The organism is Mycobacterium sp., from assembly GCF_052144515.1.
Classification (GTDB): Bacteria; Actinomycetota; Actinomycetes; order Mycobacteriales; family Mycobacteriaceae; genus Mycobacterium.
Genome location: NZ_JBKQQD010000206.1, coordinates 1 through 26,566 on the forward strand (window position 1 = coordinate 1; position 26,566 = coordinate 26,566).

General features: G+C 64.6%; 28 protein-coding genes and 1 pseudogene. 14 read left to right on the plus strand and 15 right to left on the minus strand.

The features are described 5' to 3' along the window. A pseudogene (locus ACLP9N_RS14680) lies at positions 1–109 on the plus strand (IS110 family transposase); the annotation flags it as partial. A gap of 14 nt (positions 110–123) precedes the next feature. Then, positions 124–411 (plus strand): hypothetical protein, encoded by a 288-nt coding sequence (locus ACLP9N_RS14685; RefSeq protein ID WP_442408107.1) that lies wholly within the window; start codon positions 124–126, stop codon positions 409–411. Positions 412–446: 35 nt separating this feature from the next. On the opposite strand, the gene ACLP9N_RS14690 is transcribed toward ACLP9N_RS14685, so the two are convergent. Continuing rightward, complete coding sequence (locus tag ACLP9N_RS14690) at positions 447–851, minus strand: hypothetical protein (protein ID WP_442408108.1); 405 nt, start codon at positions 849–851, stop codon at positions 447–449. Between the two features lie 151 nt (positions 852–1,002). On the opposite strand from ACLP9N_RS14690, the gene ACLP9N_RS14695 reads away from it, so the two are divergent. The 3 genes from ACLP9N_RS14695 (at position 1,003) to ACLP9N_RS14705 (ending at position 2,995) form a co-directional block, all read left to right on the plus strand. Beyond that, positions 1,003–1,773 carry a hypothetical protein gene (locus ACLP9N_RS14695; RefSeq protein ID WP_442408109.1) on the plus strand — a complete coding sequence of 257 codons (771 nt, stop codon included), beginning with the start codon at positions 1,003–1,005 and terminating at the stop codon, positions 1,771–1,773. Then, positions 1,770–2,357: a twin-arginine translocation pathway signal gene (locus tag ACLP9N_RS14700; protein ID WP_442408110.1), complete on the plus strand. Its 588-nt coding sequence runs from the start codon at positions 1,770–1,772 to the stop codon at positions 2,355–2,357. The genes ACLP9N_RS14695 and ACLP9N_RS14700 overlap by 4 nt, the downstream gene beginning before the upstream one ends. Before the next feature lie 119 nt (positions 2,358–2,476). After that, positions 2,477–2,995, plus strand: a complete 519-nt coding sequence (locus ACLP9N_RS14705) for a hypothetical protein (RefSeq protein WP_442408111.1) — start codon at positions 2,477–2,479, stop codon at positions 2,993–2,995. A 56-nt stretch (positions 2,996–3,051) separates the two neighbouring features. Here ACLP9N_RS14705 and ACLP9N_RS14710 read toward each other — a convergent pair whose 3' ends face one another. The 9 genes from ACLP9N_RS14710 to ACLP9N_RS14750 form a co-directional block, all read right to left on the minus strand. Further along, on the minus strand, positions 3,052–4,752 hold the full coding sequence (locus tag ACLP9N_RS14710; RefSeq protein WP_442408112.1) for an MCE family protein: 1,701 nt from the start codon (positions 4,750–4,752) through the stop codon (positions 3,052–3,054). Beyond that, positions 4,752–6,122: an MCE family protein gene (locus ACLP9N_RS14715; protein ID WP_442408113.1), complete on the minus strand. Its 1,371-nt coding sequence runs from the start codon at positions 6,120–6,122 to the stop codon at positions 4,752–4,754. Before ACLP9N_RS14715 ends, ACLP9N_RS14710 begins: the two co-directional genes overlap by 1 nt. Further along, positions 6,119–7,552, minus strand: coding sequence for an MCE family protein (locus tag ACLP9N_RS14720; protein WP_442408114.1), 1,434 nt, complete (start codon positions 7,550–7,552; stop codon positions 6,119–6,121). The genes ACLP9N_RS14715 and ACLP9N_RS14720 overlap by 4 nt, the downstream gene beginning before the upstream one ends. Then, a complete protein-coding gene (locus ACLP9N_RS14725; RefSeq protein ID WP_442408115.1) occupies positions 7,549–8,631 on the minus strand; it encodes an MCE family protein in 1,083 nt (360 codons plus the stop codon). Before ACLP9N_RS14725 ends, ACLP9N_RS14720 begins: the two co-directional genes overlap by 4 nt. Continuing rightward, positions 8,624–9,664 carry an MCE family protein gene (locus ACLP9N_RS14730; protein ID WP_442408116.1) on the minus strand — a complete coding sequence of 347 codons (1,041 nt, stop codon included), beginning with the start codon at positions 9,662–9,664 and terminating at the stop codon, positions 8,624–8,626. The genes ACLP9N_RS14725 and ACLP9N_RS14730 overlap by 8 nt, the downstream gene beginning before the upstream one ends. Next, positions 9,661–10,938, minus strand: a complete 1,278-nt coding sequence (locus ACLP9N_RS14735; RefSeq protein WP_442408117.1) for an MCE family protein — start codon at positions 10,936–10,938, stop codon at positions 9,661–9,663. Before ACLP9N_RS14735 ends, ACLP9N_RS14730 begins: the two co-directional genes overlap by 4 nt. Positions 10,939–10,956: 18 nt before the next feature. Then, complete coding sequence (locus tag ACLP9N_RS14740; RefSeq protein ID WP_442408118.1) at positions 10,957–11,802, minus strand: MlaE family ABC transporter permease; 846 nt, start codon at positions 11,800–11,802, stop codon at positions 10,957–10,959. A gap of 25 nt (positions 11,803–11,827) precedes the next feature. Next, a complete protein-coding gene (locus ACLP9N_RS14745) occupies positions 11,828–12,640 on the minus strand; it encodes an MlaE family ABC transporter permease (RefSeq protein WP_442408119.1) in 813 nt (270 codons plus the stop codon). Between the two features lie 255 nt (positions 12,641–12,895). After that, positions 12,896–14,101, minus strand: coding sequence for a CaiB/BaiF CoA transferase family protein (locus ACLP9N_RS14750; protein ID WP_442408120.1), 1,206 nt, complete (start codon positions 14,099–14,101; stop codon positions 12,896–12,898). A gap of 361 nt (positions 14,102–14,462) precedes the next feature. Here ACLP9N_RS14750 and ACLP9N_RS14755 point away from each other — a divergent pair, with 361 nt between their 5' ends. Genes ACLP9N_RS14755 through ACLP9N_RS14765 form a run of 3 tightly spaced genes read left to right on the plus strand, consistent with a single transcriptional unit; the run spans position 14,463 to position 16,760 of the window. After that, on the plus strand, positions 14,463–15,164 hold the full coding sequence (locus ACLP9N_RS14755; RefSeq protein WP_442408121.1) for an SDR family NAD(P)-dependent oxidoreductase: 702 nt from the start codon (positions 14,463–14,465) through the stop codon (positions 15,162–15,164). Between the two features lie 16 nt (positions 15,165–15,180). Continuing rightward, positions 15,181–15,381, plus strand: a complete 201-nt coding sequence (locus ACLP9N_RS14760; RefSeq protein ID WP_442408122.1) for a ferredoxin — start codon at positions 15,181–15,183, stop codon at positions 15,379–15,381. 14 nt (positions 15,382–15,395) lie between these two features. Beyond that, positions 15,396–16,760 (plus strand): cytochrome P450, encoded by a 1,365-nt coding sequence (locus ACLP9N_RS14765; protein WP_442408123.1) that lies wholly within the window; start codon positions 15,396–15,398, stop codon positions 16,758–16,760. A gap of 95 nt (positions 16,761–16,855) precedes the next feature. Here the strand turns inward: ACLP9N_RS14765 and ACLP9N_RS14770 are convergent, their stop codons facing one another. Beyond that, positions 16,856–18,031, minus strand: coding sequence for an acyl-CoA dehydrogenase family protein (locus ACLP9N_RS14770; protein WP_442408124.1), 1,176 nt, complete (start codon positions 18,029–18,031; stop codon positions 16,856–16,858). Next, positions 18,015–19,025, minus strand: a complete 1,011-nt coding sequence (locus tag ACLP9N_RS14775; protein ID WP_442408125.1) for an acyl-CoA dehydrogenase family protein — start codon at positions 19,023–19,025, stop codon at positions 18,015–18,017. The genes ACLP9N_RS14770 and ACLP9N_RS14775 overlap by 17 nt, the downstream gene beginning before the upstream one ends. A gap of 110 nt (positions 19,026–19,135) precedes the next feature. On the opposite strand from ACLP9N_RS14775, the gene ACLP9N_RS14780 reads away from it, so the two are divergent. The 3 genes from ACLP9N_RS14780 to ACLP9N_RS14790 are packed head-to-tail and all read left to right on the plus strand — an operon-like array spanning position 19,136 to position 21,716. Next, positions 19,136–19,636, plus strand: a complete 501-nt coding sequence (locus ACLP9N_RS14780; protein WP_442408126.1) for a nuclear transport factor 2 family protein — start codon at positions 19,136–19,138, stop codon at positions 19,634–19,636. Beyond that, positions 19,633–20,733: an NAD-dependent epimerase/dehydratase family protein gene (locus ACLP9N_RS14785; RefSeq protein ID WP_442408127.1), complete on the plus strand. Its 1,101-nt coding sequence runs from the start codon at positions 19,633–19,635 to the stop codon at positions 20,731–20,733. Before ACLP9N_RS14780 ends, ACLP9N_RS14785 begins: the two co-directional genes overlap by 4 nt. After that, entirely contained in the window at positions 20,730–21,716 is a 987-nt protein-coding gene (locus ACLP9N_RS14790; RefSeq protein WP_442408128.1) for an NAD-dependent epimerase/dehydratase family protein, read from the plus strand. Before ACLP9N_RS14785 ends, ACLP9N_RS14790 begins: the two co-directional genes overlap by 4 nt. On the opposite strand, the gene ACLP9N_RS14795 is transcribed toward ACLP9N_RS14790, so the two are convergent. The 3 genes from ACLP9N_RS14795 to ACLP9N_RS14805 are packed head-to-tail and all read right to left on the minus strand — an operon-like array spanning position 21,705 to position 23,771. Then, on the minus strand, positions 21,705–22,316 hold the full coding sequence (locus ACLP9N_RS14795) for a nitroreductase family protein (protein ID WP_442408129.1): 612 nt from the start codon (positions 22,314–22,316) through the stop codon (positions 21,705–21,707). The genes ACLP9N_RS14790 and ACLP9N_RS14795 overlap by 12 nt on opposite strands. A gap of 57 nt (positions 22,317–22,373) precedes the next feature. Continuing rightward, entirely contained in the window at positions 22,374–23,114 is a 741-nt protein-coding gene (locus tag ACLP9N_RS14800; protein WP_442408130.1) for an alpha/beta fold hydrolase, read from the minus strand. Positions 23,115–23,138: 24 nt separating this feature from the next. Next, positions 23,139–23,771, minus strand: a complete 633-nt coding sequence (locus tag ACLP9N_RS14805; protein WP_442408131.1) for a TetR/AcrR family transcriptional regulator — start codon at positions 23,769–23,771, stop codon at positions 23,139–23,141. A gap of 122 nt (positions 23,772–23,893) precedes the next feature. On the opposite strand from ACLP9N_RS14805, the gene ACLP9N_RS14810 reads away from it, so the two are divergent. From ACLP9N_RS14810 to ACLP9N_RS14820, 3 genes are all read left to right on the plus strand, one after another. Continuing rightward, complete coding sequence (locus tag ACLP9N_RS14810) at positions 23,894–24,274, plus strand: carboxymuconolactone decarboxylase family protein (protein ID WP_442408132.1); 381 nt, start codon at positions 23,894–23,896, stop codon at positions 24,272–24,274. Positions 24,275–24,282: 8 nt separating this feature from the next. After that, a complete protein-coding gene (locus ACLP9N_RS14815) occupies positions 24,283–25,173 on the plus strand; it encodes an NAD(P)-dependent oxidoreductase (protein ID WP_442408133.1) in 891 nt (296 codons plus the stop codon). A gap of 278 nt (positions 25,174–25,451) precedes the next feature. Then, positions 25,452–26,543 carry an amidohydrolase family protein gene (locus ACLP9N_RS14820; protein WP_442408134.1) on the plus strand — a complete coding sequence of 364 codons (1,092 nt, stop codon included), beginning with the start codon at positions 25,452–25,454 and terminating at the stop codon, positions 26,541–26,543. Positions 26,544–26,566 lie beyond the last annotated feature (23 nt).

The window sequence follows — 26,566 nt, forward strand, 5'->3', positions numbered from 1 at the left end:
AACCGAAGCCCTTCGCTGCCTCAAACGACGCCTCGCCCGCGTCGTCTTCGGCCACCTACACACCGACCAAAACAACCGAACTCAGCCTTGCCAACCGGCAGCGGCTTGACATAGGAGAAACTCATGAGCACAGTCGCGCGTTTCGCCGTCGCAGCGATAATGGTCGGCACCGGTTATGGACTGGCCAATGTGGGCACCTCAACAATCGCTCACGCCGACGTCCCGTGGCCGTTCGTGGGGTACCACTGGTGCCCGGGCCAGCCGTTCGACCCGTCATGGGGACCACAGTGGGACGCGAGCACCTGCCACGACGCGCACCATCGCGACATGGACGGCACGATTCATAGCAACGACTACTGGGGACCCAGCCCCTTCCAAACGTGGCCCGAGATACCGAACACCCGCCCGTAAAATCCGTCAGGCCCCGAAACAGGCCCCGAAACGGGCTAGGTGTCGCCGCGCTCCCAGACTTGGGTGTCGTCGTGGGCGTTGCAGACCAGGAATAGGCCATCCGGCGCCTGCGCGACGTAATACTCCTGGTAGTCAACGCACGACGAGCCCTCCTGCTTGACACCTGCCATCGGAGGCGACCGGAACCATCGGGGCTCATACCTTCTCGGTGAGCCACAGAACATCAGCCGCCCCGGCTGCGTTGCGAAGGAGACGTAGTAGTCGGCAGTCCCGAACACGTAATAGGTGGTGTTGTCACAGTAGGTACCGAGGATGACATGCGGCCTGATACCCGGCGTGCAGTCGGGATAATCGCAATTAACCGGTCCGGCGGCAGCTGGCGGCGCCACCAGGAAACCCAGCCCCAGCAATACGACGACCGACGCCACGATAAATCGCACGTTATTACTTTGCCACAGCACCGATACCGCTGGGAATAGAATTCTCTCGTTCGGAGAAGATGCGCTTTGAATATCGCCGGCGCTGGGGCAGGCGCCCCGCCTGGCAGTGATAACGTGGCTCTCCTGAAGGCGCGGACGAGGAGGTGATCCATTGCCGCGGCGCGCGTTTCCCGCTAAGGCGCTCAAGCTTCCTGTTGGGGCCAACGTTGCGCGGGCCGGGGGGGTCGTCTCCGCGCCAGCGTCTATTCCGGTCGCCGAAGCAGATGAACTCGCCCAGGCCGAAGCCCGGGCCGAGGCCGCTCGTGCCCGCGCGACCTTGCTGCGCCAACAAGCCGAGGCAGCGTCACGCGACGCCTCCAGCGACATCAGCGTCCCCGCCGCCGAAAAGCAGGCCGACTCGGCGCCGTCGCGGTGGCATGGACTACATAGGCTGCGCCACCCGAGCCGCCAAGCCGTGGCACTCGCCGCAGCGATCCTGTTCAGCTGCACCACACTGGCGGCGAGCGGTTATGTGGCGTGGTACCACCGCCACGCCGCACAGGAAAGGCAGCGCACCGCGGAATTCTCGGCGGCGGCCCGCGACGCCATTGTGACGATGTTGACGGTCAATGCCGCCACGGCAAGAGCCGATGTGCAGCGCTTCGTCGACGACACCACCGGGCAATTCAAGGTCGGCATCTTGATCAGCGCCGAGGATTTTGTCAAAGCAGTCGAAGAGTCGAAGGGCAGCAGCAAGGGCTCCGTGCAGGCCGTGGCAGTGCAATCGATGACCGACGATTCGGCGATTGTTCTGGTTGCGGCGAAATCCGAAGTCACCAAACCCGGTGAGGCCAAGCCGGAATCGCGGCCGATGCGGATCGTCGTCAACGTCCAAAGAGATGGCGGCCAGCTCAGGATTTCGAGAGTCGAGTTCGTCCCGTGACGGTCGACAATGAAGCGGTTGAAGAAGCTAAGCAAAAGAAACCGCGTCGTGGTCGAGCCGGCATGATCGGGCGCTGGATGCATGGCTGGCTGGCAAGGTGCCTGGCACGGTGGCGTCCAATCCTATTGACGATGCTGCTTGTTGCCTCGACGGGGTTCTGTGCCGGCTATTTCTTCTTTGTGTACCGAGCGGACCTGCAGACCGACGACGCTGCGGCACGCCAAGTTATCAAGGTCGCCAGCGATGGCGCCGTGGTGCTGCTGTCCTACTCGCCTGGCACTCTCACCCAGGATTTCAACAACGCGAAGTCCCTTGTCACCGAGGACTACCTGGCCTACTACCAACAGTTCGCCGAAAAGATCGTCGGGCCGGCGGCAATGCGCGGGGGGGTCACGACGACCGCCACCATCATCAGGGCCGCCGTATCGGAACTGCACCCGAATTCAGCTGTTGTGCTCGTTTTTCTAAAACAGAAGATCGCGAGCAAGGAAAAGCCGCAACCGGTGGTGACATCGAGCAAAATCGAGGTGTCGCTGACGAAGGTCAATGGCAGGTGGCTTATCGCGAAATTCAATACCCCATGAGTACGGCTCCGAACGGCTCAGCGGCCCCTTCTTTTGAACCGGACCGTGATAACGGAAACGGTGTTAGTCTGTGAAATCGAGTTGAAAATAGCGGTATTCAGCGCGTCGAGGAGTACGTGATGCGTTCAATAAGCGTGACGTTAAGCGCAACATTGGCGGGCGCAAGCCTGGTGGGCAGCGTGGCCATGGCGCCGTCTGCACGGGCAAAGTACGACCCATCCATCAACGGGACATACACCGCCACGGTCGTTGGCAGCTGGGCCAGGTCGAGGCAGGTGTACCACCAAGAGGCGGTGGTGCGCAGCACGTGGCAGATCACCACATCGTGCTCTACCCCCTACGACTGCACCGGCCAGGTCGTCAGCGACCAGGGCTGGAGCGCACCGCTGAGAATGTTCGACGGGCTCAACTGGTACCTGAGACGCGAGATCCCGAACTGGGAAACCTGCCCGGACGGCAGCTCGTTCCCGGCCACCGACTACATCATGTTCTATCCGGCCAACCCGGACACCGGCGAAAACTCACTTGGGTCGTCAGTCCTGGCCGGACACGATAACACGATCGGTACCACCGGCGTCTGCGGCCAGAACACCCCGCTGGACATCGAACAGCCTTTCAGGCTGGACAAGATAGGCTGACCGCGCGCGTTCAGCCGAAACGGCTCTAGCCTTTAACCGCCTTAACGCGCCCGAATCTACGTGGGGAACAAGTCCTTCCACGTCTTAGGGCCCTTCTTCGTGACCAGATCCGATTGGCGATAAACCTGGCCATCCGGGGTGACGTAACTCCCAGTACGCGGGTTGTACTGGGCAATCGCCACCGAGGGGCCCTTCAGGGAGCTATTCGAGGGCCCGGGCTGAGACCCGTTGTGTCCGAACGCACTCGGCGCCACCGACGGAGGGTCGCTCGGCGCTGCCGGCGGAACATCGGCTGGTGCCGCCGGCGGAGCGCCGCTTTGCACCACCATCGGAGCACCGCTTGGCGGTACGGGTGACCCAACGTCAAGCGGAGCTATGGACGACACCTGCCCCATGGGCGGTGCGACCGTCGCCGGAGGTGGTGCCCCGGGTGGAACCACTCCGGGAGGCATGGGCGTTCCCTCCACTGGTCCGAAGATTCGCTCACGGTTCCAGTTCATCCGGTCGTCGGGCGGGATGCCCTGCGCGATCAGGTTCGGGTCCAGCGGGTAGGTGCCGAACGCGTGCTGCCTCATCGCGATCGGCTCGAACGGCTTATCGCTCTCACAGATCTCGACGGTCGGCGCTCGCTTGCCTGGCCGTTCCATGCACGGATAGTTGCGCGCGCCGCGCACTCCGATGGGTGAATCCTGCGGCAGCTTGCAGTACAGGCCGTCCGGCGTGTCGACTGTGCGGGTGTCGGCAGGGTTACGCCATTGACTCGGCGGCAGAAATCCGACCGTGCACGCGGGCGGATCACTGATGATGAGATTGAAAGCGCCGGTAGCCAACCCCATGGCCTCCTTAGTCGGCAGGAAGGACTGAATCGCGGCGGTAAAGGGCGGCAGCAGCACCAATATCTGCTCGAGTGAGGCGTGGTAGGCCACGCCGATCTGGCCGACCGTGGTGAGGTTGGCGAGCAGCACCGGCAGAGTCGGTTTGATTTGGTTGAGCAGTCGAGACGCCTCGTCGAACGCCCCCGGCCCTTTTTCCAGGAGACTGCGGAATTCCGAGTCGTCCTTGACCAGCTGCCCGGTGAAACCAGCCAGGCTGCGCGCCCACGTTCGGATCGAGTCGGCGGTCTGGGCTTGCGCATCGAGGAAAGGCCCGGTGTCTTCGGTCAGGGTTCGGGTGCGGTCGGCGACACCGTTGAGGTCACCCGAGAGTTTCGCCGAAGAGTCGAACAGCGATTGGAAATCGTAACCGGCCCCGTTGAATGCCTTGAATGACTCGTCGAGCAATGTGCTGAGCTTGCCCTTGGGGATGCTGTTGATCAAGGCACTGGTCTGATCGAGCACGGGACCGATCGGCTGTGGAATCGTGGCCTCGTTCACCGCGATGACCGAGCCGTCGCGCAGATAGGGGGGCGAGTCGGTGCGTGGTCGCAGATCCACGTAGTACTCGCCCACCGCAGAAATGCTGCGCACCTCCGCACTCAGGTCAGCAGGGATCTTCGGCGAAGTATCAAGGGAGAGAGTGGCTTGCGCGCCATTGGGAGTCAGGCCGACCGCGGTCACCTTGCCGATCTGCACCCCGCGATAGGTCACGTTGGAAAACCGGTACAGCCCACCGCCGGCGGGCAGCTTCAGCGTGACCGTCATCTTGCCGATGCCCAGCAGTGTCGGCGCCTGGATGTACCACACGGTCATCACAATCACACCGATGATTCCCACGATCGCGAAGATCACCAATTGGATACGGACAAAACGGGTTAGCATCAGCGCCCCCCATCCGTCGGCTCACTTGGAACCGGCACCGCACCGGGGACCGGGGCACCCGAGTCGGGCGCCGGCCCGGGCAGCACCGGTGCCGCGGGCGGCGGGCCGGGCAGCACCGGTGCGTAGGCCGACTGCGGGTTGAGCGGCGCCGCGGGCGGCGGTCCGGGCGGTGGTCCCGCGTTCGGCGGCGGCACCCCAGGTACCCAAGGTGATCCGTTCACCCCACGCATCGGTTCCCCGACGGGCCCGGGCGCGACCACTGACCCCGGCGCCCCGGGCGGCGCTCCGAACTTGTATTGCAAGTACTCCGGATCCCCTGGTACCGGAACGTTCTCCGCGCCCAGCCGACCCCAGTGGGTGCCCAGCAGGATGCTCTTGCGCAGCCCGGCGTTCGTCAAGTCGATGATGAAGTATCCGTTGACGTAGTCGCCCCGGATGAACCGGTCGATGAAGCCCTGGGGGAACGGGAATGTGGGCGCGTACGCAATCGCGGCATCGAGATCCGGCCCGATGTCGGCAAGCGCACCAAGCGCCGGCCCGAGATTCTTCAGGTTCTTGACCAAATCCGATCCCGCGTCGTTGACCAGCCTGGTGGCGGTGTCGCTGAACGTGCCCAGTTTGTTGAGCGCGGTGACGATGCGCGGCCGCTCATTGATGAGCACGTCCAGTGCCGGCGGAATCTTGTTCAGCGCCTGGGCGATGACGTCGCGCTGCGCGGCGAATGTGCCGGCCAGCCGATTCAACGACTTTATCGACGCCACCAGGTTGTCGCGCTGCCCGTCGAACGTGCCCACGAAGCGGTCGAGGCGGACAAGCAGATCGCGAACGTCGCTCCCTCGCCCGGACAGGGAGGCGCTGAAGTTGTGGATGATGTCCCCGAACTGCCCCAACCCCCCGGCGTTGAGGATCACCGACAACGACGACAGCGTCTGCTCGGTCGATGGATAGGTCGACGTCCGGTTCAGCGGGATTGTCGCACCCGGCTGCAGCCGTCCCTTCGCCGGCTCGCCCAAGGGCGGATTCAGCTCCAGGTGCATGGATCCCAGCAGGCTGGTCTGACCCACCCTGGCCACCACGTTCGCCGGTACCACGACGTCGGGATTTACCGAGATGTCCACGAAGGCATGCCAATTACGCACGGTCATCTTGCTGATGCTGCCGACGATGACATCATCGATCATCACCGGCGAATTCGCTTCCAGCGTGCCGACGCTACCGAGTTCGACATGGTAGACACGGGCGCCCGGCCCGCGCCCCACCGCACCCGGCAGGGGCAGTGAGTTCAATCCGTTGAATGCACAACCTGTTACGGCCAGCATGACGGCCGCACACAGGACGGAGATTCTCCGCATCAGCACCCGGGGCGTCATGGTTGTGCTCCTTCAGCCGGGAGCAGCATCTGCGGCACGTTCGCCGGGCTCGCCGGCGGCGGTTCGACGGGCGTGCTCGGTGGCGGCGGCTCCGGCATGGCCGCTCCCGGTATCCGCCCCGGCGGCGGTGGTGGCGGCGGCGCCTCCGGAACGTCGCCCGGTAACCCGGTGTACGCCGACACCGCGGGCGGCATTTCGGGCGGTGCGGGCTTCGGTCCCTCCCCGCCGGGCGCCAGCCGTTTCTCGGTGTACACCACGTTGCTCGAGTCGAACGCCGGGGCCAGGAACGGGTTGACTGGAATCGGGAGATAGTTGAAGTTGAAGTACAACAACGGGTTGAACACCTTCAGCGCCGGGCTCAGGTACAAGCCGCACAGCTTGCCGGTCTCGGTGGCGGTGGCGTTCTCCAGCGCCCCGATCTGTCCGCAGAACAACTGGGTCGGATTGGTCAGGTTCTGGATTCCTACCCCGCCGCGGACGTTCCCGACGTCGGGGTCATAGTCGTTGTAGCCGTTGGCGAGCGCGTTCGGCGCCACGTGCAGAACGTTTTTCAACGACATTTTGTTGTCGACGAGGATCTGCGTCAGGTCGGCCAGCCTGCTGACCTGCTCAGAGGTCGCGTCACGGCTACCCTCGATGAACCGCTGCACCTCACCGACCGCGCCCGACAGGTCCGTTAGCGCCGCGTCCAGATCGGACTTGTTGTCGTCGAGCACGCTGGTCAGGGTTGCCAGCCGGTTGTCGAACTGCACGATCTGCACGTTGCTGTCCCGCAGGACCGTGACGAAAGTCTGCAGGTTCTTGATGATGTCGACGATGTTGCCGCTGCCGTCGGCCAGGACCCGCGCCACCCCCGACAGTTGGGCCAGTGTCTGCCGCAGCTTTTCACCGTTACCCTCACCCAACGCGTCGGCGGCGCTGTCGATGAACCGCGACACCGACGGGGTCGACACCTTGCTGTTGGGACCCAATTCCGTTGCCAGCTTCATCAATTGGTCCTTGACCTGGTCCCACTCCAGGGGCACCGCGGTCCGTTGGATCGGTATCACCGCGCCGTCCCGCATGGTGGGGCCACTGGACCGGTACGCCGGGGTGAGCTGCACGTAGCGAGCGGCCACCAAGTTCTGGGCGACGATCACCGCCTTGGCGTCCGCCGGAATGGCCACGTTGCGATCGACATGCATCACTATCTTCGCCTGCGTGCCCTGCGGTTGGATCGACTCGATGGTGCCGACCTTCATCCCGGACACCCGCACATCGTCGCCCGGATAGATCGCGGTCGCGGTGGGGAAATACGCGGTGATCGTCGTCGGGCGGAAGAAGGTGTTGCGCATGGCGATCACCGTGCCCAGCACGACGAGCCCGGCCAACACAATCGCCAGCCCCACCTTGAGCTTGTTGCGCGGAATCGCCTCGAGCAGCCGCATCATCGCGACCCTCCCGGGATCTGGTTGAACGGGAACGGCAACAGTGCCCGCGGTCCGGCGTGGTCCGGCGGTTGGCCGGGGGCGCCGTACGCGCGGAACCCAAACGAGTAATCGAACAACCATTGGAAGAACTGCAAGAAGAACAAGTTCGGGATGAACGGGTTGTAGTAGAACCCGCTGGACACGGTCTCGCCCTGCGTCAGCTCGTACTTCGCCAGGCCAGGCAGCGCTTTGGAGAGGTTGTCGCGGTTCTTCTCCAGCATCGCGGTCACATCGTTGAGCTTTTTCAGCGACGGCGCTAGCTTCGACTCGTTGTCATGCACCACGCCGGTCAGCTGCTTGGCCACCGCGGACGTGCTGGACAGCAGCCGCACGATCGCCTGCCGCCGCGCGACGAGCATGGACAGCAGATCGTTGGCATTGAGGATCAGCGTGTTCACCTGCTGGCTGCGTTGCGAGAGGATGCCGGTGACATCGGCTGCGCCTTTGAGCAATTCACCCAGGGTCTGGTTGCGGGAGTTGAGGGTTTGCGAAAGCCGGGTCAGCCCGTCGAAAGCCGGTCCCAGTTGCGGCGCAACCTGATTCAGTGTTTCCGACAGCGTGTCAAGCGACTGGTTGAGTGCCGCGGTGTCGGTTCCCTGGATGTCAGTGGCCAGGTTGTCGAGCGCCTCGGACAGCGAGTAGGGCGAGGAGGTGCGCGACACCGGGATGACGTCCATCGGACGTAGGTTGCCGCTGCCCGCGGATTCGACGGTGAGCACCCGTTGGCCCAGCAGCGAACCCGTCCGGATGTGTGCGGTACTGCCCGACCCCAGCAGGATGCTCCCCTTGGTGGTGAACGTCACCAGAACGTCGCCGCGCTGCAGCGACATCGCCGACACGCTGCCGACTTTCGTTCCCGAAATGATCACGTCGTTGCCGGGCTGCAAGCCGCCGGCATCGGCAAACACGGCCTGATAGCGGACCGCGGTGGCCCGCTGTACCAGCTGGTCGGGATTCAACCCGACAGCGATGACCAGCGCCACCAGCACGGCGCCGATGAATCCGGCTTTGATGAGGGCCGCGCCACGATACTTATTCATAGGGGTCCTTGGGTTCCGCACACCGTCCGGTGGTCTGGTGCGCTATGCCCACGTCCACCGTCCGGTACTGCAGGTCCGAGGCCCGTATCTCCAGTCCGCACAGGTAGTAGGGGAACCAGGCGCCGTACGAACCCAGCCGCTGCAGTTTCTTGTAGTTGTGCGGCAGCCTCTGCAATGAAATGTCGATGAGGTCCGGGTTCTTGTCCAGCAACGGGGCCAGCCGATTCAATTGGTCCACGGTGCCAGCAAGCGGCGCGCGGGCGCGGCCGAGCAGATCCGCGATCGAGGCGGTGCCGTTGTCCAGCGCGGTGATCGCGGTGCCGATGGTGTCGCGGTCTTTCGAGAATCCGCTGATCAACTTCTCCAGGCGGTCGATCGCGTCGGAGAACTTGCCGCCCTCCTTGTTGACGGTGGCCACCACGGTGTTGAGGTTGTCGATCAGCTCCTGCACCGTCTGGCTGTTGTCGGCCAAGGCGTTAGTGAACGATGACGTCTTGGACAGCAGCGACTGCAGGGTTCCGCCCTCGCCCTGGAAGACCTGAATGAGCGAGGCGCTAAGCGCGTTGACGTCTTGTGGGTTGAGGCCCTGGGTTACCGGCTTGAGTCCACCGAGCAGCAAGTCAAGATCGAGCGCCGGCGCGGTGTGGTCGATCGGGATTTCGGCGCCCTCCGGCAGTGGCTTGGTGGACCCGGGACCCTCTTGCAGCTCGAGATAGCGGTCGTTGACCAGGTTGAGGTATCGAACGACGGCACGGGTGCCGTCGGTCAGCACGACAGACCGGTCGACGTCGAATTTCACGAGGACCTTCTTGTCGGCGCGCAGGCTGACGCTGTTGACGGTCCCTACCCGGATACCGGCGACGCGAACCGTCTGTCCCTCCTTCAGCCGCGAGACATCGGTAAACAGCGCCGAATATCCGGTCGTCGAACCCGTCGTGTACTGACCGAAGATGAAGAACAACGACACCGTCAGCAGCGTCATGATGAGCGCAAACGCTCCGAACTTGATGATCATCCCGCGCGAGCCGGTCATCCGGGTTGTCCAACCTGGAAGGAGTTACGCGGCGGTCCATCGATGGGCCCGTAGAGCAGTTGCTTGAGCGCGTCGGAGTTGAGCAGCAATTGCTGGTTGCCGTACTCCTGCGGGTTGGCCCCGACGTCGGCGATCACGAATGGTGGTGCTTTATCGAAGGGCACCACGGGTAGATCGTGGCACTGCGGACCTCCGGTCGCAGCCACCTTGGGCAAGTTGCTCGGGTAGCGGTACCGTTCGGCGCCGAAGCCAAGGTAGACGTCCACCTTGATCATCGGTTCGGTCTGGTTGGGAGCATGGAGATTCGCCAGCGACCCGGCAAGGCCGCACCACAGCGCCTGGTGGTACTCGTTGAGCAGATCCGTGGTCGGCACCGCGAGGTGCAGGGAATCGGTCAGCGCTTGCCTGTTACCGCCGACGACGTCATTGCCCATGTCCGCCAGGCCAATCGAGCTGATCAGGAAGGCATCCAGGTTCTGGCGCTCGTCAACGATCGTTTTGCTGATCCGGACCGCGTTATCGGCCGTCGCGAGCAGATCCGGCGCCGCGTCGGCATAGGCGTTGCCCACCGTGGTAAAGGCCTCGATGTCGTGGCTCAACGCGGGAAGGCTCGGATCATTCTTGGCCAGAAATGAATCCAGGTCCGAGAGCGCCTGGCCGATCTTGTGGCCGCGCCCGTTCACCGCTGACGCTATTGCGCCGAGGGTTTCGTTGAGTTTCGCGGGATCGATGGATCCCAACAACTGGGTGAGTTGCTCGAACACGGTGTTGATTTCGATTGTGACGTGTTGGCCGTCGAGAACCTGATTGGCGCTCAAGGGCTTCGGCGAGGGCTCGGCGGGCGGGATCAGCTCGACGAACTTGGCGCCGAATACCGTCGCCGACGCGATGTCAGCGATCACATTGGACGGAATCAGGTGCATCTGTGACGGATACATCGCCAGGTGCAGGACGGCTTTGCCGTCCGGACGGACATCGATCGTGTCGACCTTGCCGACCTCTACCCCGCGCATCTTCACTTTGGCGTCGGGGTTCATCACCAGACCGGCTCGCGGCGAAACCACGGTCACCGGCACGCTCGTGGTGAAGTCGCCCCGGAACAGGCCCACCGCGACGGCGAAGATGGCGAGTATCACGACCACGGTCACCAAACCGGCCAATGGGCGCGCGTACGAACTCACCCCGAAGTGGCGGCCGGCTGAACCCGCGACAGGGGTTGCGGCGCTGCTGGTTTTTGAGCGGTGAATGGGGCCCGGCCCGAGGTTGCGTGTCACGTCCTTTGTCGACCCTCCCTACCCGGACAAGTTGAAGTTGCCGTTGGTGCCGTAGATGGACAGCGACACAAGCAATGTCACCGATACGACCACGATCAACGAGGTTCGTACCGCATTACCCGTCGCGACGCCCACACCGGCCGGTCCGCCCGAAGCAAAATAGCCGAAATACGTGTGGATCAACAAGATCGTGATCGCCATCAGCACGGCCTGCAAGAACGACCACAGCAAGTCGATCGGGTTGAGAAACGTCGTGAAGTAGTGCTGATACAAGCCACCCGATTGACCGAACAACACCACGGTCGTGAACTGACTGGCAAAGAACGACAAGATGACCGCGATCGAGTACAACGGGGTGATCGCCAGCATCCCGGCCACGATGCGGGTGCTGACCAGATAGGAAACCGGCCGGATCGCCATCGCTTCCAGCGCGTCGATTTCTTCGTTGATCCGCATGGCTCCCAGCTGTGCGGTAACCCCGGCGCCGAAGGTGGCCGCCAAACCGATTCCCGCGACGATGGGCGCCGCAATCCGGACGTTGATGAAGGCCGCCAAGAACCCGGTCAGCGCCTCGATGCCGATATTGCCCAACGAGCTGTAACCCTGCACCGCCAGCGTCCCGCCGGCGGCCAGCGTCAGGAAACCGACGATCACCAGCGTGCCGCCGATCATCGCCAAAGTGCCCGCGCCCATGCTGATCTCGGCGACCAGACGAATGACTTCCCGCCGGTAGTGGACGGTTGCGAAGGGTATCCCGGCGATCGCCCTGCCATAGAACAGCGTGTGATCGCCGAGTCGGCTTAAAGTTCCGACCGGCTTCTCGAGTTGTCGCGTCAGTCGCGGATAGACGGCTCGCAGTGCCACAGCGTGTTTTCAACCCTCCTTCGCGCTACTTGGCCGACATTCGAATGCCGATAGCGGTGACAACGACATTCACCACGAACAGCGACATGAACGCGTACACCACCGTCTCGTTCACGGCGTTGCCGACGGCCTTGGCGCCCCCACCGGTGATCGTCAGCCCGCGGTAGCAGGCGACCAGTCCGGCGATCAGACCGAAAAGCGCTGCCTTGACACACGAAATGACGACCTCGGGCACACCGGTCAACAAAGTGATGCCGGCGGCGAACGCGCCGGGGTTCACATCCTGGACGAACACCGAAAAGATGTAGCCGCCCACGATGCCGATGATGACGACCAGGCTATTGAGCAACAGGGCCACCAGCCCCGAAGCGAGCATCCGCGGCGTCACCAAGCGCTGCACCGGATTGATGCCCAGCACCTCCATCGCGGCGATCTCCTCGCGGATCGTTCGCGAACCCAGGTCTGCGCACATCGCCGTGGCGCCCGCACCCGCCACGATCAACACGGTCACCAACGGGCCGACCTGCGTCACCGCGCCGAACGCGGCGCCGGCACCCGACAGATCCGCGGCGCCCAATTCGCGCAACAGGATGTTGAGGGTAAAGCTGACCAGAACCGTGAACGGAATGGCCACCAGCAGTGTGGGCACCATCGCGACGCGCGCGACAAACCACGACTGCTCCAAGAACTCGCGCCATTGGAAGGGCCGGCGAAACGCGAACTTGACCGCGTCGGCCGCCATCGCAAACAGGCCCCCGATCCCCTCCATGGGCTTGGAGCCACGCCCGAACGAGATCCCGGAGGACCAACGTTCTGTGCCCGTGCTCTTACTCGCCATTGGTTCGAGGCCCTTCCAGACTCGTGTCGACGGTCCCGCACCTCACGCCCGGCCCTCCGTTCCGTCGCGCGAGTTGGCGCTCCCGAGGAATGCTGGCCGGCCAAGCCCCGACTCCTTGAGGCGTCCGGCCATTGTGACTCATGCCACGTCCAGGTGGAGCAAAAACTGCACAACCGCTATCCAAGATCTCGTCGCACCCGCACAGTAGGGGTGAGCCTGAACGGCGACGTTCGGCTTACACATCCGGGGCAGCTCCTAGGTGACGGCGCCGGCCGTCTTGAGTTCGATGATGCGGTCCCAATCCAGCCCGAGCTCCATCAGGATGTCGTCGGTCTGCTCGGCGAATCCGGGCGCCGGCCCGGTCTGGGGCGCGGCCACATCGAACTGGACCGGGTTGGCGACCAGTTCAAGTTCGCCTGCGCGCACTACATACTCGTTCGCCCGGATCTGTGCATCGTCGGCCGCCTGCAGCGTGTCCTGCACCGGCGCCCATGGCCCGGCGAGCGTGGCAAAGCGTTCACTCCACTCGGCCAGCGTGCGGGTCGCGATGACCTCGGTCAAAATCTCCACCGCGTCTGACGTATTGGCGGCGATGCTCTCGACGGTGGCGAAGCGCGGATCGTCGGCCAACTCCGGCAGGTCGACGTGGCGGCACACGTCCGCCCAGAACTTGGTGGGCTGCATCATCACGAAGGAGATGTAGCGGTCGTCAGAAGTCGCGTACAGACCCACCAGCGGATTGACGGGTGAGCCGTGCACGCCCGGCGGGAAGGCTTCCATCCGCTGACCCAGGTGCACTGTCAAGGCCACCGTGTGCCCCATCGACCACAGCCCGCTGCCGAGCAGCGACACATCGACGATGGACGGCTCGCCGGTGCGCTCGCGCTTGAGCAACGCTGCCGCAATGCCGCCGGCGAGGTTGGTGCCGGAGATGGTGTCGCCGTACGCCGGCCCGGGCGGCCCGATCATGCCCGGCATCCCCGGCGGGGTGATGGTGGCCGCGGTTCCGGCCCGGCACCAGAAAGCGGTCATGTCGTAACCACCCTTGTCGGCCTCCGCGCCACGCGGGCCGAGCGCGCTTCCGCGCGCGTAAATAATGGACGAGTTCACCGCCCGGATGTCGTCGACGTCGATGCCGAACTTCTGCCGTGCGTCGGGCAGGAAACTGGTCAAGAACACATCGGCTCGCCGGGCGAGCTCGTAGAGCACTTCGCGACCCTCGGGAACCGACATGTCCAACCCGATGCTTCGCTTGCCGCGGTTGGCGTGCTCGATGTTGGGATTGGGGTCACCGTCCACACGCAGCATGCCGGTCTGGCGCAGCCCGCGCTGCGGGTCGCCGGTCACCGCGTGCTCCACTTTGACCACGTCGGCGCCCCATTCGACCAGCACGGCGCCCGCCGACGGGACGAACCCGTACATGGCGACTTCCAGGACTCGGATGCCCTCCAGCGGCCTCATCGGTAGGCCCCAGCGCCCACTCGCGCTCCCGCCACAGTCCGCGCGTTGGTCGCAGCCGTGTCCCGTAACCGCATCCAGCCCCCTGTGCAGTGGTCGTCACGATAATTCAATTCTCGGTCGTCGCGAATCTTACATTCGCGTCTCGATAATTCAAGAAACTCTCAGGAATGGGCATCCGCCGCTGACATGCTGTGCAATCGCACAGCGCTGAGCCTTCGAGGCGTTACTATGCTGGCCGAGCGCGGTTTTAGGGCAACCTTGCGAGCCGTTCCGGCGCGAGAGTAAGGTTCTCATAATTGTAAGGGCGATTCTTTGTGCTTGAGACTGTCACATTTTCGGTCGGGGCTTGGATGTTGCAGACATGAAGACCGCGGTGGTCACCGGCGGCGGGTCCGGCATCGGCGCGGAAGTGGCGGATCGCCTGCGCGCCGACGGTCTTGACGTCGCCATCGTCGACCTCAAGCCGTCGGATACTGATCTGGCTTTCACCGCCGACGTGACGAACCGGGCCCAGGTGGACGCCGCGCTGACGGCCATCCGTGACCGGCTGGGACCGGTCACCGTCCTGGTCAACGCCGCCGGCCTGGACGGGTTCAAGCGTTTCAACAACCTCACGTTCGACGACTGGCAACGGGTGATCGACGTCAACCTCAACGGGGTTTTCCATACCATTCAGGCGGTGCTGCCCGACATGGTCGCGGCCGGCTGGGGACGGATCGTCAACATCTCGTCATCGAGCACCCATTCCGGCGCGCCGTACATGTCGCACTACGTCGCGGCCAAGTCCGCGGTCAACGGGCTCACCAAGTCGCTGGCACTCGAGTACGGGCCCAGTGGCATCACCGTCAATGCTGTTCCGCCCGGTTTCATCGACACCCCGATGCTGCGCAACGCCGAGGCCCAAGGGTTCCTCGGCGACATCGAGCAGACCATCGCCCAGACCCCGGTGCGCCGGATGGGCAAGCCGGAAGACATCGCCGCGGCGTGCGCCTTTTTGGTGTCCGAGGAGGCCGGCTACATCACCGGTCAGATATTGGGCGTCAACGGCGGCCGGAACACCTGAAACCATAGGAGACACCGTGAAGGTCTGGGTTGATCCAGAACGCTGCCAGGGACACACCCTGTGCTCGATGATCGCTCCGAATTCGTTCGAGCTGAGCGACATCGACGGCAGTTCGTCGGCAGTCAACGAAGTGGTGCCGGCTGACCAGGAGGACCAGGTACGGGAAGCCGCGCAGTCCTGCCCGGAGCAGGCGATCATGATCACGGACGAAACGTAAAGGGAGACAGCACGTTGAGTGTCGACGACGTCGTGAGCGACAGCGACCGTAAGAAGCAGCGTTACCACTTCGACCGGCACACCGCGGAGTACCGCTCCCAGTTCAAGCAGATCACCGAGGACATGCACGCCACTTGCCCGATGGCGTGGACCGACACCTACGGTGGGCACTGGGTCGCGGCCGGCAGCAACGAGGTCTTCGAGCTCGCCCGCTGCCCCGCGGTCTCCAACGACCACGACATCAACAATGAACGCCGCGGCTACAAGGGCATCTCGATCCCCACCGCCAGCCGCGTCAGCGTGGTGCGCGGGGGCATCCTCGAGATGGACGACCCCGAACACCGCACCTACCGCACCGTGCTCAATCCCTACCTGTCACCAGCCGCGGTCAAGCGCTGGGAACCGTTCATCCACGACGTGACCCGCGCCTGCCTCAACGAGAAGATTGAAGAAGGCAGCATCGACTTCGTCGACGACTTGGCCAACATCGTGCCCGCCGTCCTGACACTGGCGATGTTGGGCATCCCGCTGAAGAAGTGGAACTTGTACAGCGAGCCGGTTCACGCAGCGGTCTACACCCCGGAACACTCCCCCGACATCGAGCGCGTCACCGCGATGCACCGGGAGATGGGGCTCGACATGGTCAACAACATGCTCGAGATCCGCAAGAATCCGCGCCCCGGAATCGTCAACGGCTTGCTCCAGATGCGGATCGACGGCGAGCCCGCGCCCGATCTGGAGATACTGGGCAATCTTGGATTAGTCATCGGAGGCGGCTTCGACACCACCACGGCGCTGACCGCACACTCGCTGGAATGGCTCTCGGAACACCCCGACGAGCGCGAGCGGCTGTCCAAGAACCGCGACACCCTGCTCGATCCGGCGACCGAAGAATTCCTGCGTTTCTTCACCCCGGCACCCGGCGACGGCAGGACCTTCTCCGAAGACGTCGAAATCGACGGCAATCACTTCAAAGAGGGTGAGCGGCTGTGGATCTCGTGGGCCATGGCCAACCGTGACCCCTTGGTGTTCGCCGACCCGGACAATGTCATTCTCGACCGTAAAGGCAACCGGCACTTCAGCTTTGGCATCGGCGTGCACCGGTGCGTGGGATCGAACGTGGCGCGCACGGTGTTCAAGTCCATGCTGACCGCGGTCCTCGACCGGATGCCCGACTACCGCTGCGACCCGGACGGCGCCGTGCACTACGAGAGCATCGGCGTCATCCAGGGCATGCGCAAGCTGCCGGCCACCTTTACGCCCGGCCCCAAGGTCGGCGCGGGACTCGACGAGACCCTGAACAAACTGCAGCGCATCTGCGACGAGCAGGAGCTCGCGCGGCCCGTCACCGAACGCAAGGAAGCGGCCGTCATCGACTAGGCCGGCGAGCAGACGTAAAAGCCCCCGACCCGCCCCCCGAGCGTGCGGGGGCTTTTGCTGGGGGGTACCTCCCCGCTTGCGGGGGACTGCTCGCCCTACCCGCGCGGCAGGCCCAGCACGCGCTGAGCGATGATGTTGCGCTGGATTTCAGAGGTGCCCCCGGCGATGGTGCCGGAGAAGCTGCGGGCGTAGCGCTCGAACCAGCTGGCGAAATAGTGGTCCAGGTTCATCGGCGCATACGGACCCGTCTGCCCCGGGTGGATGAGCCCGTCGGGTCCGGCGGCCTCCAAAGCGAACTCGAACCCCCGCAGCTCGGCTTCGGAGCCGAGGAGCTTGAGCACCGAGATCGCGGCCACGTCATCGTCGCCGCGAGCGGCGCGGGCCAGGGCGACCGAACCCAACAGGCGCAGCGCCTGTTTGTCCATGATCGTGGTGGCGTAATGGTCGCGTTCGAGCTCGGACGTGGGGTGGAAGTCGTCGATCAGGTTGTCCATGCGGTCGGCGAAACCCAGCCACATCATGGTGCGCTCATGGCCCAGCGATCCGTTGGCCACCCGCCACCCCCCGTCAAGCTCACCGACCAGGTTCTCCGCCGGCACCCGCACGTCGGTGAAGAACACCTCGTTGAAATCCAGGTCGTCAACGGCGCAGATGGACGGGAACGGCCTGCGCACGATTCCCGGGGTGTCGGTCGGGATCACCAGCACGCTGATTCCCTTATGTTTGGGCACATCGGGATTGGTGCGCACGAAGGTCAGCAAGACGTCGGCGTCGTGAGCCCCCGAGGTCCACACCTTCTGCCCGTTAACCACGAAGTGATCGCCATCAAGGACCGCGCGGGTGCGCAGCGACGCCAGGTCGGAACCGGCGCTGGGCTCGCTCATCCCAAGTGAAGCGGTGATCTCGGCCCGCAGGATCGGCACCGCCCAGCGCCGTTTCTGTTCGTCGTTGCCAAACGACAACAGTGACGCCGCAACGATATTCACGCCCTGCGGGTTGAGGCTGTGATAGATCCGCCGCCGGGACAGCTCCTCGAGGTAGACGAACTGCTGCAGGACGGTCGCGTTGCGGCCGCCGAATTCCGGGGGCTGACTGGGCAACAGCCAGCCGTTGTCGAACAGCAGCCGCTGCCACCGGCGCGCCCACTGCGGCATGTGCGAGACCGAGCGGGGGCGCTCCTGCGTTTCGCTTGCGGGAGGCAGGTTCTCGTCGAGGAACGCCGCAAACTCCGCCCGAAACGCCTCGACGTCGGGATCAAAAGTCAGCTGCACGGTACTCCTCCGCGATCCGCGCCCGATGCTCCGCGGCGCCGCCGAGCATGAGCTCACCGGCCTTGCCCCGCTTCAGCGCGAACTGCAGATCGTTCTCCCACGTGAAGCCCATCGCGCCGTGTAGCTGTAGACCGTGCCGGAACACCAGCGCCTGGCACTCTCCCGCCGACGCTTTGGCCATCGCGGCTGCCAGCCGGCGGCGGGGATCGTCGGCGGCGATCGTCAGCGCGGCGAAGTAGGCCAGCGCCCTTGCCCGCTCCACCGCGACGTGCATGTCCGCGGCCTTGTGCTGCACGGCCTGGAAGGAACCGATCGGGACACCGAATTGCTGACGGCTACGCACATGCTCGAGCACCAGGTCGAGGGTCCGCTGGCAGGCGCCGACGATGGTGATCGCCATGCCCGTTAACGCCAGATGGTGGGCGCGCTCCCGGTCGACGATCACCCGCGTGGTGTCGGGAACCCGGACCGCGTCGAACGACAGGTCGGCAACGTGCAGCACCGGATCGAATACCTCCGAACGCCGAGCCGACACCTGATCGGCCGCGATGATGAACACCCCGGCGTCGGTCAGCACCGCCAGCCGGTCGGTGCGATCGCCGTCGAGGACGTGCCGGGCCGTGCCGTTCAGCACCCAGCCTTCGGCGTCGCGGTGGGCCGTCACACCGTTGTAGACAGCGGTGCCCGATTCGTGCGGATCAAACCGATCCCCGGCCAACGGCGCGAACTGGCTCATGGTCGCCAGGAACGGGGTGGGATCGGTGGCGCGGCCCAACTCTTCGAGCACGATCGCCAACTCCACCGCGCCGGCCGGATCGTTGAGCTCGGTCCAGCCGAGGTCCACATACACCTTCCACAGTCCTTCCCACAAGGGCCTAGGGTCTGTGCCGTCTTCGGCCACGCTGCGCACCAGCGAGGCCGGACACTCCTTGGTGACGACGTCTCGTGCGGTCTGCTGCCACAGCCGCTGATCAGCATCGAACTCCAACAGCATCCGGGCCGCCTCCTGTCCTCGTCACCCCAGCGAGAATAACATTCTCCCTTGCGGAAGTAGTAATCTCAGAAACCGGTTATGAGGTGCCGACGCACCCGGAAGGGGCCGTAATGGCGGATACTGCAACGACGCTCTGGGAGATCGAAGCGATCAAGCAGCTCAAAGCCCGATACTGCCGTTACCTGGATGCCAAGCGGTGGGAAGACTGGCGGGCATTGTTCACCGACGACTTCGTCAGCGACACCTCGCCGTCCGGCGGCAAGAAGATCGCCGGCGCCGACGAGTTCGTGTCCTTTGTTCGGGGCACGTTAGGCAAGCCGTCGCAACCGACCGTTCACCAGGTGCACGCCCCCGAGATCACGTTGACGTCGCAGACGACCGCGACCGGGGTGTGGGCGCTCCATGACGTGGTGCGGTTGGCGCCGGGCGTCAATCTCGACGGGCGCGGCCACTACCACGAAACCTATGAGAAGGTCGACGACCGGTGGCTGATCAAGACGTCCACGCTGACCCGGCTGCGCGAAGACATGTTCAATCCGCTTTTCTCCGTGCGCATCTCGCCCCGCTTGCGTGACGTGGGTGCAGCCCTCGCCCGCAGATTCGGCGCATGAGTAGCCAGATCGTTCTCGTCACAGGCGCTTTCGGCCAGGTCGGTAAGCGGTGCAGCGAAATCTTGTTGCGCCGCGGGCGCACCGTGATCGCGATGGACGTCCGCAGCGACCGTTCTGCGGCGGCCGCCGCGGGCCTGGCCGCAACATCGCACGCCGGCACGCTGATCCCGGAATACACCGACCTTACCGACGCCGACGCGGTCGCCGCGGCGATGGAGCGCCATCGTCCGGTCGCGATTGTGCACCTGGCGGCGATCGTCTCACCGCCCTCGTATCGCAATCCCCGGCTGGCCCGCAAGGTCAACGTGGACGGCACCCGGCACCTCGTGGAGGCGGCGCGGGCCCTGAGCGATCCGCCGCTGTTCGTATTCGCCTCCAGCGCGGCGGTGTACGGCTCGCGCAATCCGTACCGGCAACCCGAACGCATCACGGGCGATACCCCGGTGAAGCCGATCGACCAGTACGGCGAGGACAAGGTCCTCGCCGAGTCCGTCATTGCCAAAAGCGGCCTGCCGTATGCGATTTTGCGGCTGGGCGGGGTCATTTCGCCCGACGCCCAGGCCAACCTGGACGGCGACTATCTGCTGCTGGTGCGCGCCACCCCGGCGGACAACCGCATGCACTCGGTCGACGCCCGGGACGTCGCGCTGGCCTTCGCCAACACCGTGGACCGCCGGGACACCATCGACGGCAAGGTCCTGGTGATCGCGGGCAACGACACGTATGTCCAGCTGATGAGCGACATGCAGGACGACATCATGGCCGCCCTGGGTATCGGCCGGCTCGGCCCGTCGGTGGGCCTGCCCGGCGACCCCGACGACGACCGCGGGTGGGCCTTCACCGGCTGGTTCGATACCACCGAATCCCAAGCCCTGCTTGACTATCAGGAACACGACTGGCCCGCCACCGTCGCGTGGATCGCCGACGCCATGGGCCGGCGGCGCCTGCTGCTCAAGGCGCTTGGCCCGATGCTGCGCCCGACCATGCGCGCTCTGCTGGCGCTGCAACGCCGCCTCGAACACCGCGGGCCCTATGCCGACCCGTGGACGCTGATGGCCAACAAGTACGGACCAGACATGCTCGCATCCAGATCATGACCGCACCGAAACTTGTCATCGGGGCCAGCGGATTCCTGGGCTCCCACGTCACCCGTCAACTCGTGGCGGCAGGCGAAGACGTGCGAGTGATGCTGCGGCGCAGCAGTTCCACCAGGGGCATCGACGACCTTGCCGTCGAGCGCTATTACGGCGACGTCTTCGACGACGCGGCGCTGCGCGCGGCCATGGCCGGATGCGACGTCGTCTACTACTGCGTGGTCGACGCCCGGATGTGGCTGCGCGACCCGACGCAGCTGTTTCGCACCAATGTCGAAGGCCTCGGGCATGTGCTCGACGCCGCGGTCGATGCGGGCCTGCGCAAGTTCGTATACACCAGCACCACAGGCACATTGGCGATCAGCCAATCCCGGCGGGTGACCGAGGACGATCCGCACAACTGGAACGACGGCGGCGCCTACATCGAAGCCCGAAAAGCCGGCGAGGATCTGGTCCTGCAGTACGCGCGCGACAAGGGGCTACCCGCCGTCGCGCTGTGCATCTCGACCACCTACGGGCCGCGCGACTGGGCGCCGACTCCGCACGGCTCGGTCATCGCGCGGGTGGCCGCTGGCCGATTCCCCTTCTACATGCGCTTCTCCGCCGAGGTTGTCGGAATCGAAGATGCCGCCCGCGCAATGCTTCTCGCCGCCGACCGTGGCCGCGACGGACACCGCTACATCATCTCTGACCGCTACCTGAGCACCCGCGAAGTCCACGACATCGCAGCCCGCGCCGTCGGCCGTCGACCACCACGCATCCCGATTCCGATGTCCGTCATGCGTGGCGCTGCACGCCTCAATGATCTCGCCGCGCGGCTGCTGCGCCGCGACCTTCCGTTCGCCTATGTCGGAGCGCGCATGGCAGAGCTGATGTCGCCGCTGGACCACAGCAAGGCCGAACGCGAACTCGGCTGGAAACCCGAGCCGGTCGAAGAATCCATCCGCAAGGCGGCGCAGTTCTTCGCCACTGCCTCAGGGGATTAGCTCGCCAGCGGGTTCATCCCAGCGGTCCAGGTTGACCGCCTCGGCGAGCGGTCGACGACGGACGGGCCCGTGCTTACCCTTCGGCCAGCCGACCACGACGTGGCCGGCAATCATCCAGTCCTCGGGGACACCGATCGCTTCGCGCAGCAATTGCTCACCGCCGTAGGACGCCCAGCTGGTCGGGCATGCCCCCAGACCCTGGGCGCGGGCGGCCAGCAGAAAGTTCTGCATGGCGGGGAAGATCGAACCGCCGAGCAGAAGTTCGGACGCCGTGGGGAAGTGCCTCTGCGCGAACAGCACCGACGTGAACTCGCCCGCCCGGTCGTGCAACTCGTAGGTCGCGCGGTAGGTGCGGGTGCGGCGACTGTTGTCGTCCTCGGCGGGTCTGCTCATTCCGTAGACCGGCTCGATCACCTCTAACGCATGCGCGGCGGCCTTGGCCACGACGGCACGCTGCTGCGGCGAGCGCAGCACGACGAACCGCCAGGCTTGCGCGTTGGCCCCCGACGGAGCCCACGTGGCGGCCTGCAGACAGCGTGCCAGCGTGACGTCGTCGACCGGCTCATCGGAAAAGCGCCGGATCGTCCGAGCGGTTGACATCACCTCCCAAACGTCAGAACTGGCTCCCGTCAAGTTCCGGTCCTTCCTCGTGTTCGGCTAACCGCGTGCCCGTAGCCGGCAGCGGTCGACCAAGATTCCGGCCAGGCCCGCGGGGTCGCTGACCATCACGTCGTGGCAGCCGTCGAGGCAGATCATCGTGTCGACGCCGCCGAGTGATTCGATCGCGGTGAGCTGCTGTCGCGCCGAGAGCGCTCGATCGCGCAGCGTCATGATCCACGTCCGCGGCACGTCGTCGGGTAGGTCGCTGCGATCGACCGATTCGAAGATCACGTTCGCCGATTCGCCACATAGCCGCGAAAGCGTCAACTCCCGCTGCTCGCGCGTCATCCCATTGCAGAAGGCGTATCGCGCCAAAGCTTTCGGAATTGACGACCTTTGGTTCCAACGCGCCGATCGCGCCAAGGGAGCCAAGGGGCCGCGAAGCGTGTCCACCACCGACAATCCCTGCGGCGGAACGAACGCCGCGAGCAGAATCATCTCGCGCACCCGCGTGGCTCCGAGCTTCGCCACGATGCCCGGCACGACCAGACCAGCCATCGAATGTCCAACCACCACAACATCGCCGAGCCCGGCACCCTCTATGTCGGCGAGCGCGGAGTCCACAAAGTCGGCGATCCCCACTGCCGTCAGATCCGCCGGCCTGCCGCCGCGGCCTGGGAGATCCACCGCGAGGACTGGCAATTCCGTTGCCTGTCTAGCCAATTCGGCAACCGCGAGCTCCCAGCAGTCGCCGGCGTGCGCGCCACCGTGCATCAGCACCAGGCCGGGCAGTGCCATCTCGGGCGGAGACCGTGTCGCGGCTCAGTCGCGGCGCAGGACGCCGCGAAGGAACAGATTGACGGCGTGCTGCAAGTGACGCTCCTCCTCCTCGGCGCTGCGATAGATACCGCACTCGGCCAGCCGCGCGGGCAGATGCTCGATCATCGCAATATATTGGCCCGCGGCCAACTCCAGGTCGTCCACCTCGATGGTTCCAGCCTCCTGGTGGTGACGAAGCAACTCCACGACCTGCCGCTGCCGACCCGACCACATCATCGAGTGCGCGCTAATGGCGAACTCGGGAAATCGCGCCGACTCGGCCATCGCGATACGCGTCAGACGAACCACGCTGGGGTGGATCGCGCGCGCAAGCCCGGCCCGGCCGATGGCGACCAGGGCGGTGCGCAGGTCGGCGTCGTACACGCCTTCGTCCGGATCACGCTCGGTCCTGCGCGTCAGCGCCCACGGGATGACGTCCACGAAGACGGCGCGCTTATCGGGGTAGCGGGCGTAGAGCGTGCGTCGGGTGATTCCGGCCGCTCGCGCGATCGCTTCCATTGTGGTGCCGTCATAGCCGTGTTTGATGAACGTCCTGACGGCGGCCTTGCGCAGCTTCTGATCCAGCTTCTTCGCTTCGGCCTGCGTCGGTCGGCCACGTCGGGTAGTCGTCACCACGATCAAAAGTATCCAGACTTGTATATATTTGGGTATTAGTTGACAAAAATATACAGCAGTGGATAGATATTCGACAGAGACGACTTTACGGCCGCAACGCTTAGTCGCTAAGGAGAAGCCAATTGGATCGCGAGACATACCAGCGGGGTCTTGAGATTCGCTCCGCGGTGTTGGGCGAGGAGTACGTCAACAAGGCCCTGGCCGAGGCGGACGACTTCAGCACGCCCCTACAGGATCTGATCACGGAGTACTGCTGGGGAGCGGTGTGGGGGCGTACGGAATTGCCGCTCAAGACGCGCAGCATGCTCAACTTGGCCATGATTCCGATCCTTAACCGCCCCAACGAATTACGAACACATATCAAGGCGGCATTGACCAACGGGGTCACCCGCGACGAGATCCGCGAAATCTTCCTGCAGGTCGCCATTTACGCCGGCGTGCCGGCTGCGGTTGACAGCTTCCGCATCGCCCGCGAGGTGTTCAGCCAGCCGGACGAGGGCTAGGGCCGGCCGTGGAGATCGGATTCATCGGGTTGGGAAACATGGGCTTTCCGATGGCGCGCAGGCTCATCCAGGACGGTCATGACGTCGTCGCCTTCGACACAAGCAGCGCGGCGCTGAAACGCGCCGCCGACATGGGAGCACAAGCCGCGTCGTCATCCCGAGAAGTCGCGGATCGTTGCGAAACCGTCATGGCCAGTCTGCCCTCGCCGACGGCCTCGCTCGAGGTGGCGACCGGCCCAGTGGGGGTGATCGAGGGCTCGCGGGTCAAGCGCTACGTCGACCTGTCAACCGTCGGTAGTCAAACGGCGGTCCGGATCCACGACCTGCTTGCCGAGCGGGACATCGTCGCACTCGACAGCCCGGTCAGCGGCGGCGTCGGCGGGGCCGAAAAGGGGGCGCTGGCCGTCATGGTGTCCGGCCCGCGCGGTGAATTCGACACCGTCCGAACCGCACTCGACGCGATCGGCCGGCCCTTCTATATCGGCGAGCAACCCGGCTCGGCACAGACGATGAAGCTCGCCAACAACATCCTGGCGGCCAACGTCCTGGTCGCGACGGCAGAAGTCGTCGTGATGGGCGTCAAGGCCGGGCTGGATCCCGGGGTGATGATCGAGGTGCTCAACGCGGGCTCGGGTGCGACGAGCGCCAGCCGAGACAAATTCCCCCGCGCGATCCTTCCGCGCACCTTCGACTACGGCTTTGCCACCGGATTGATGGTCAAAGATGTGCGGCTCTATCTCGACGAAGCCAAGGCGCTCGGCGTGCCGGTCGACGTCGCCGAAACGATCAGCCGGCTGTGGGAGGCCACCGCACGCGATCAAGGCCCCGACTCCGACTTCACAGCGGTGATCAAGCCCTTCGAGAAAGCCGCCGGCGTCACCGTCGGTAGGGAGGGCTGATGAACATCCCGATGCCCCACCGTCCCGCGTCTCGAATCGCCCCGTCGGGCAACGTCCCCGGCGCAAGCGACACCCGTCAGGAAGTGGGAGAATGGTATTGTACTTATTAAAGAAGGCGCTTACCCAAATACGCCACAATATCGGTGGCTACCAGGGCCGATGGCTAAACGAAACGCTTACCGGAATTCGATTGATTGACCGCCGATGAGAATGTTAGATTGTCTATCATATGAGTGGGCGGGGCCGGCTTTGGCCGCCGCAGCCGGAGGGTGGCTTTAGTGATCGAACACGCTGACGGAACACGCACGCCCGTCATCGACGCGAGCGTGCACATCTTCTTCCCATCCACCAGGGACCTGCGGTCCTTTTTGCGTGAGCCGTTCAAGAGCCGCGGTTTCCCCGACTACGAGATGGACTGGTACGGGGCGCCGGGCGGCGAGTACGCCCCTGGGACCGAGGGGCCCGACCGCCAATATCCCGGCTCTGATCCGGAATTTGTTGCCAACGAACTGTTTTCGAAGCGCGGTGTCGACGTGGCCGTCCTGCATCCGATGGGCCGCGGCATCATGCCGGACCGGCACCTCGGCAGCGCCCTGCACGCCGCCCACAACGAGATGATGGTGTCCCGCTGGCTCGAGCACGACGCATTCGGTGACCGATTCCGTGGCACCATCCGGATCAATCCCGACGACATCCCCGGCGCGCTGCGAGAGATCGAAAAGTGGCGCGCACACCCTCGCGTGGTCCAGATCGGCGTGCCGCTGCAATCCCGCGAGCTCTACGGCAAGCCGCAGTTCTGGCCGCTGTGGGAGGCCGCGGTCGACGCGGGTCTTCCGGTGGCCGCGCACATCGAAGTAGGCAACGGAATCATGTTTCCGCCGACGCCGTCCGGGAACACCCGCACCTACGAGCAATACGTCAGCTTCATGGCGCTCAACTACATCTACCACCTGATGAACATGATCGCCGAGGGAGTATTCGAACAGTTCAGCAACCTGAAGTTCGTCTGGGCCGACGGTGCGGCGGACTTCGTGACGCCGTTCATCTGGCGGATGGACACGTTCGGCCGGCCGCACCTGGAACAGACGCCGTGGGCACCGCGCATCCCCAGCGACTACCTGCCGGGTCACGTGTATTTCGTCCAGGGCAGCCTCGACGGTCCCGGCGACGTCGAGTTCGCAGGCGAATGGTTCGGCTTCACCGGCAAGGAAGACATGGTGATGTTCGGCTCCAGCTACCCGCATTGGCAGTTCGGCGATGTCAGAAAGCTGCCCAGGGCGCTATCGGCCGAACAGCGCGAGAAACTGTGCTGGCGCAATGCGGCGCGGCTGTACGGCATAGACATCCCCGCCGGGGTGGGCGCACAGTAGAAGCAATACGGAGAGACCCAGGA

Bases quoted from the DNA above. Each gene is read 5' to 3' on its own strand.
- ACLP9N_RS14755 (WP_442408121.1), top strand. From the start codon at position 14,463: ATGAAGACCGCGGTGGTCACCGGCGGCGGGTCCGGCATCGGCGCGGAA.
- ACLP9N_RS14705 (WP_442408111.1), top strand. From the start codon at position 2,477: ATGCGTTCAATAAGCGTGACGTTAAGCGCAACATTGGCGGGCGCAAGC.
- ACLP9N_RS14775 (WP_442408125.1), bottom strand. From the start codon at position 19,025: ATGCTGTTGGAGTTCGATGCTGATCAGCGGCTGTGGCAGCAGACCGCA.
- ACLP9N_RS14800 (WP_442408130.1), bottom strand. From the start codon at position 23,114: ATGGCACTGCCCGGCCTGGTGCTGATGCACGGTGGCGCGCACGCCGGC.
- ACLP9N_RS14730 (WP_442408116.1), bottom strand. From the start codon at position 9,664: ATGACCGGCTCGCGCGGGATGATCATCAAGTTCGGAGCGTTTGCGCTC.
- ACLP9N_RS14750 (WP_442408120.1), bottom strand. From the start codon at position 14,101: ATGAGGCCGCTGGAGGGCATCCGAGTCCTGGAAGTCGCCATGTACGGG.
- ACLP9N_RS14785 (WP_442408127.1), top strand. From the start codon at position 19,633: ATGAGTAGCCAGATCGTTCTCGTCACAGGCGCTTTCGGCCAGGTCGGT.
- ACLP9N_RS14780 (WP_442408126.1), top strand. From the start codon at position 19,136: ATGGCGGATACTGCAACGACGCTCTGGGAGATCGAAGCGATCAAGCAG.
- ACLP9N_RS14685 (WP_442408107.1), top strand. From the start codon at position 124: ATGAGCACAGTCGCGCGTTTCGCCGTCGCAGCGATAATGGTCGGCACC.
- ACLP9N_RS14710 (WP_442408112.1), bottom strand. From the start codon at position 4,752: ATGCTAACCCGTTTTGTCCGTATCCAATTGGTGATCTTCGCGATCGTG.
- ACLP9N_RS14720 (WP_442408114.1), bottom strand. From the start codon at position 7,552: ATGATGCGGCTGCTCGAGGCGATTCCGCGCAACAAGCTCAAGGTGGGG.
- ACLP9N_RS14790 (WP_442408128.1), top strand. From the start codon at position 20,730: ATGACCGCACCGAAACTTGTCATCGGGGCCAGCGGATTCCTGGGCTCC.
- ACLP9N_RS14795 (WP_442408129.1), bottom strand. From the start codon at position 22,316: ATGTCAACCGCTCGGACGATCCGGCGCTTTTCCGATGAGCCGGTCGAC.
- ACLP9N_RS14725 (WP_442408115.1), bottom strand. From the start codon at position 8,631: ATGAATAAGTATCGTGGCGCGGCCCTCATCAAAGCCGGATTCATCGGC.
- ACLP9N_RS14745 (WP_442408119.1), bottom strand. From the start codon at position 12,640: ATGGCGAGTAAGAGCACGGGCACAGAACGTTGGTCCTCCGGGATCTCG.
- ACLP9N_RS14715 (WP_442408113.1), bottom strand. From the start codon at position 6,122: ATGACGCCCCGGGTGCTGATGCGGAGAATCTCCGTCCTGTGTGCGGCC.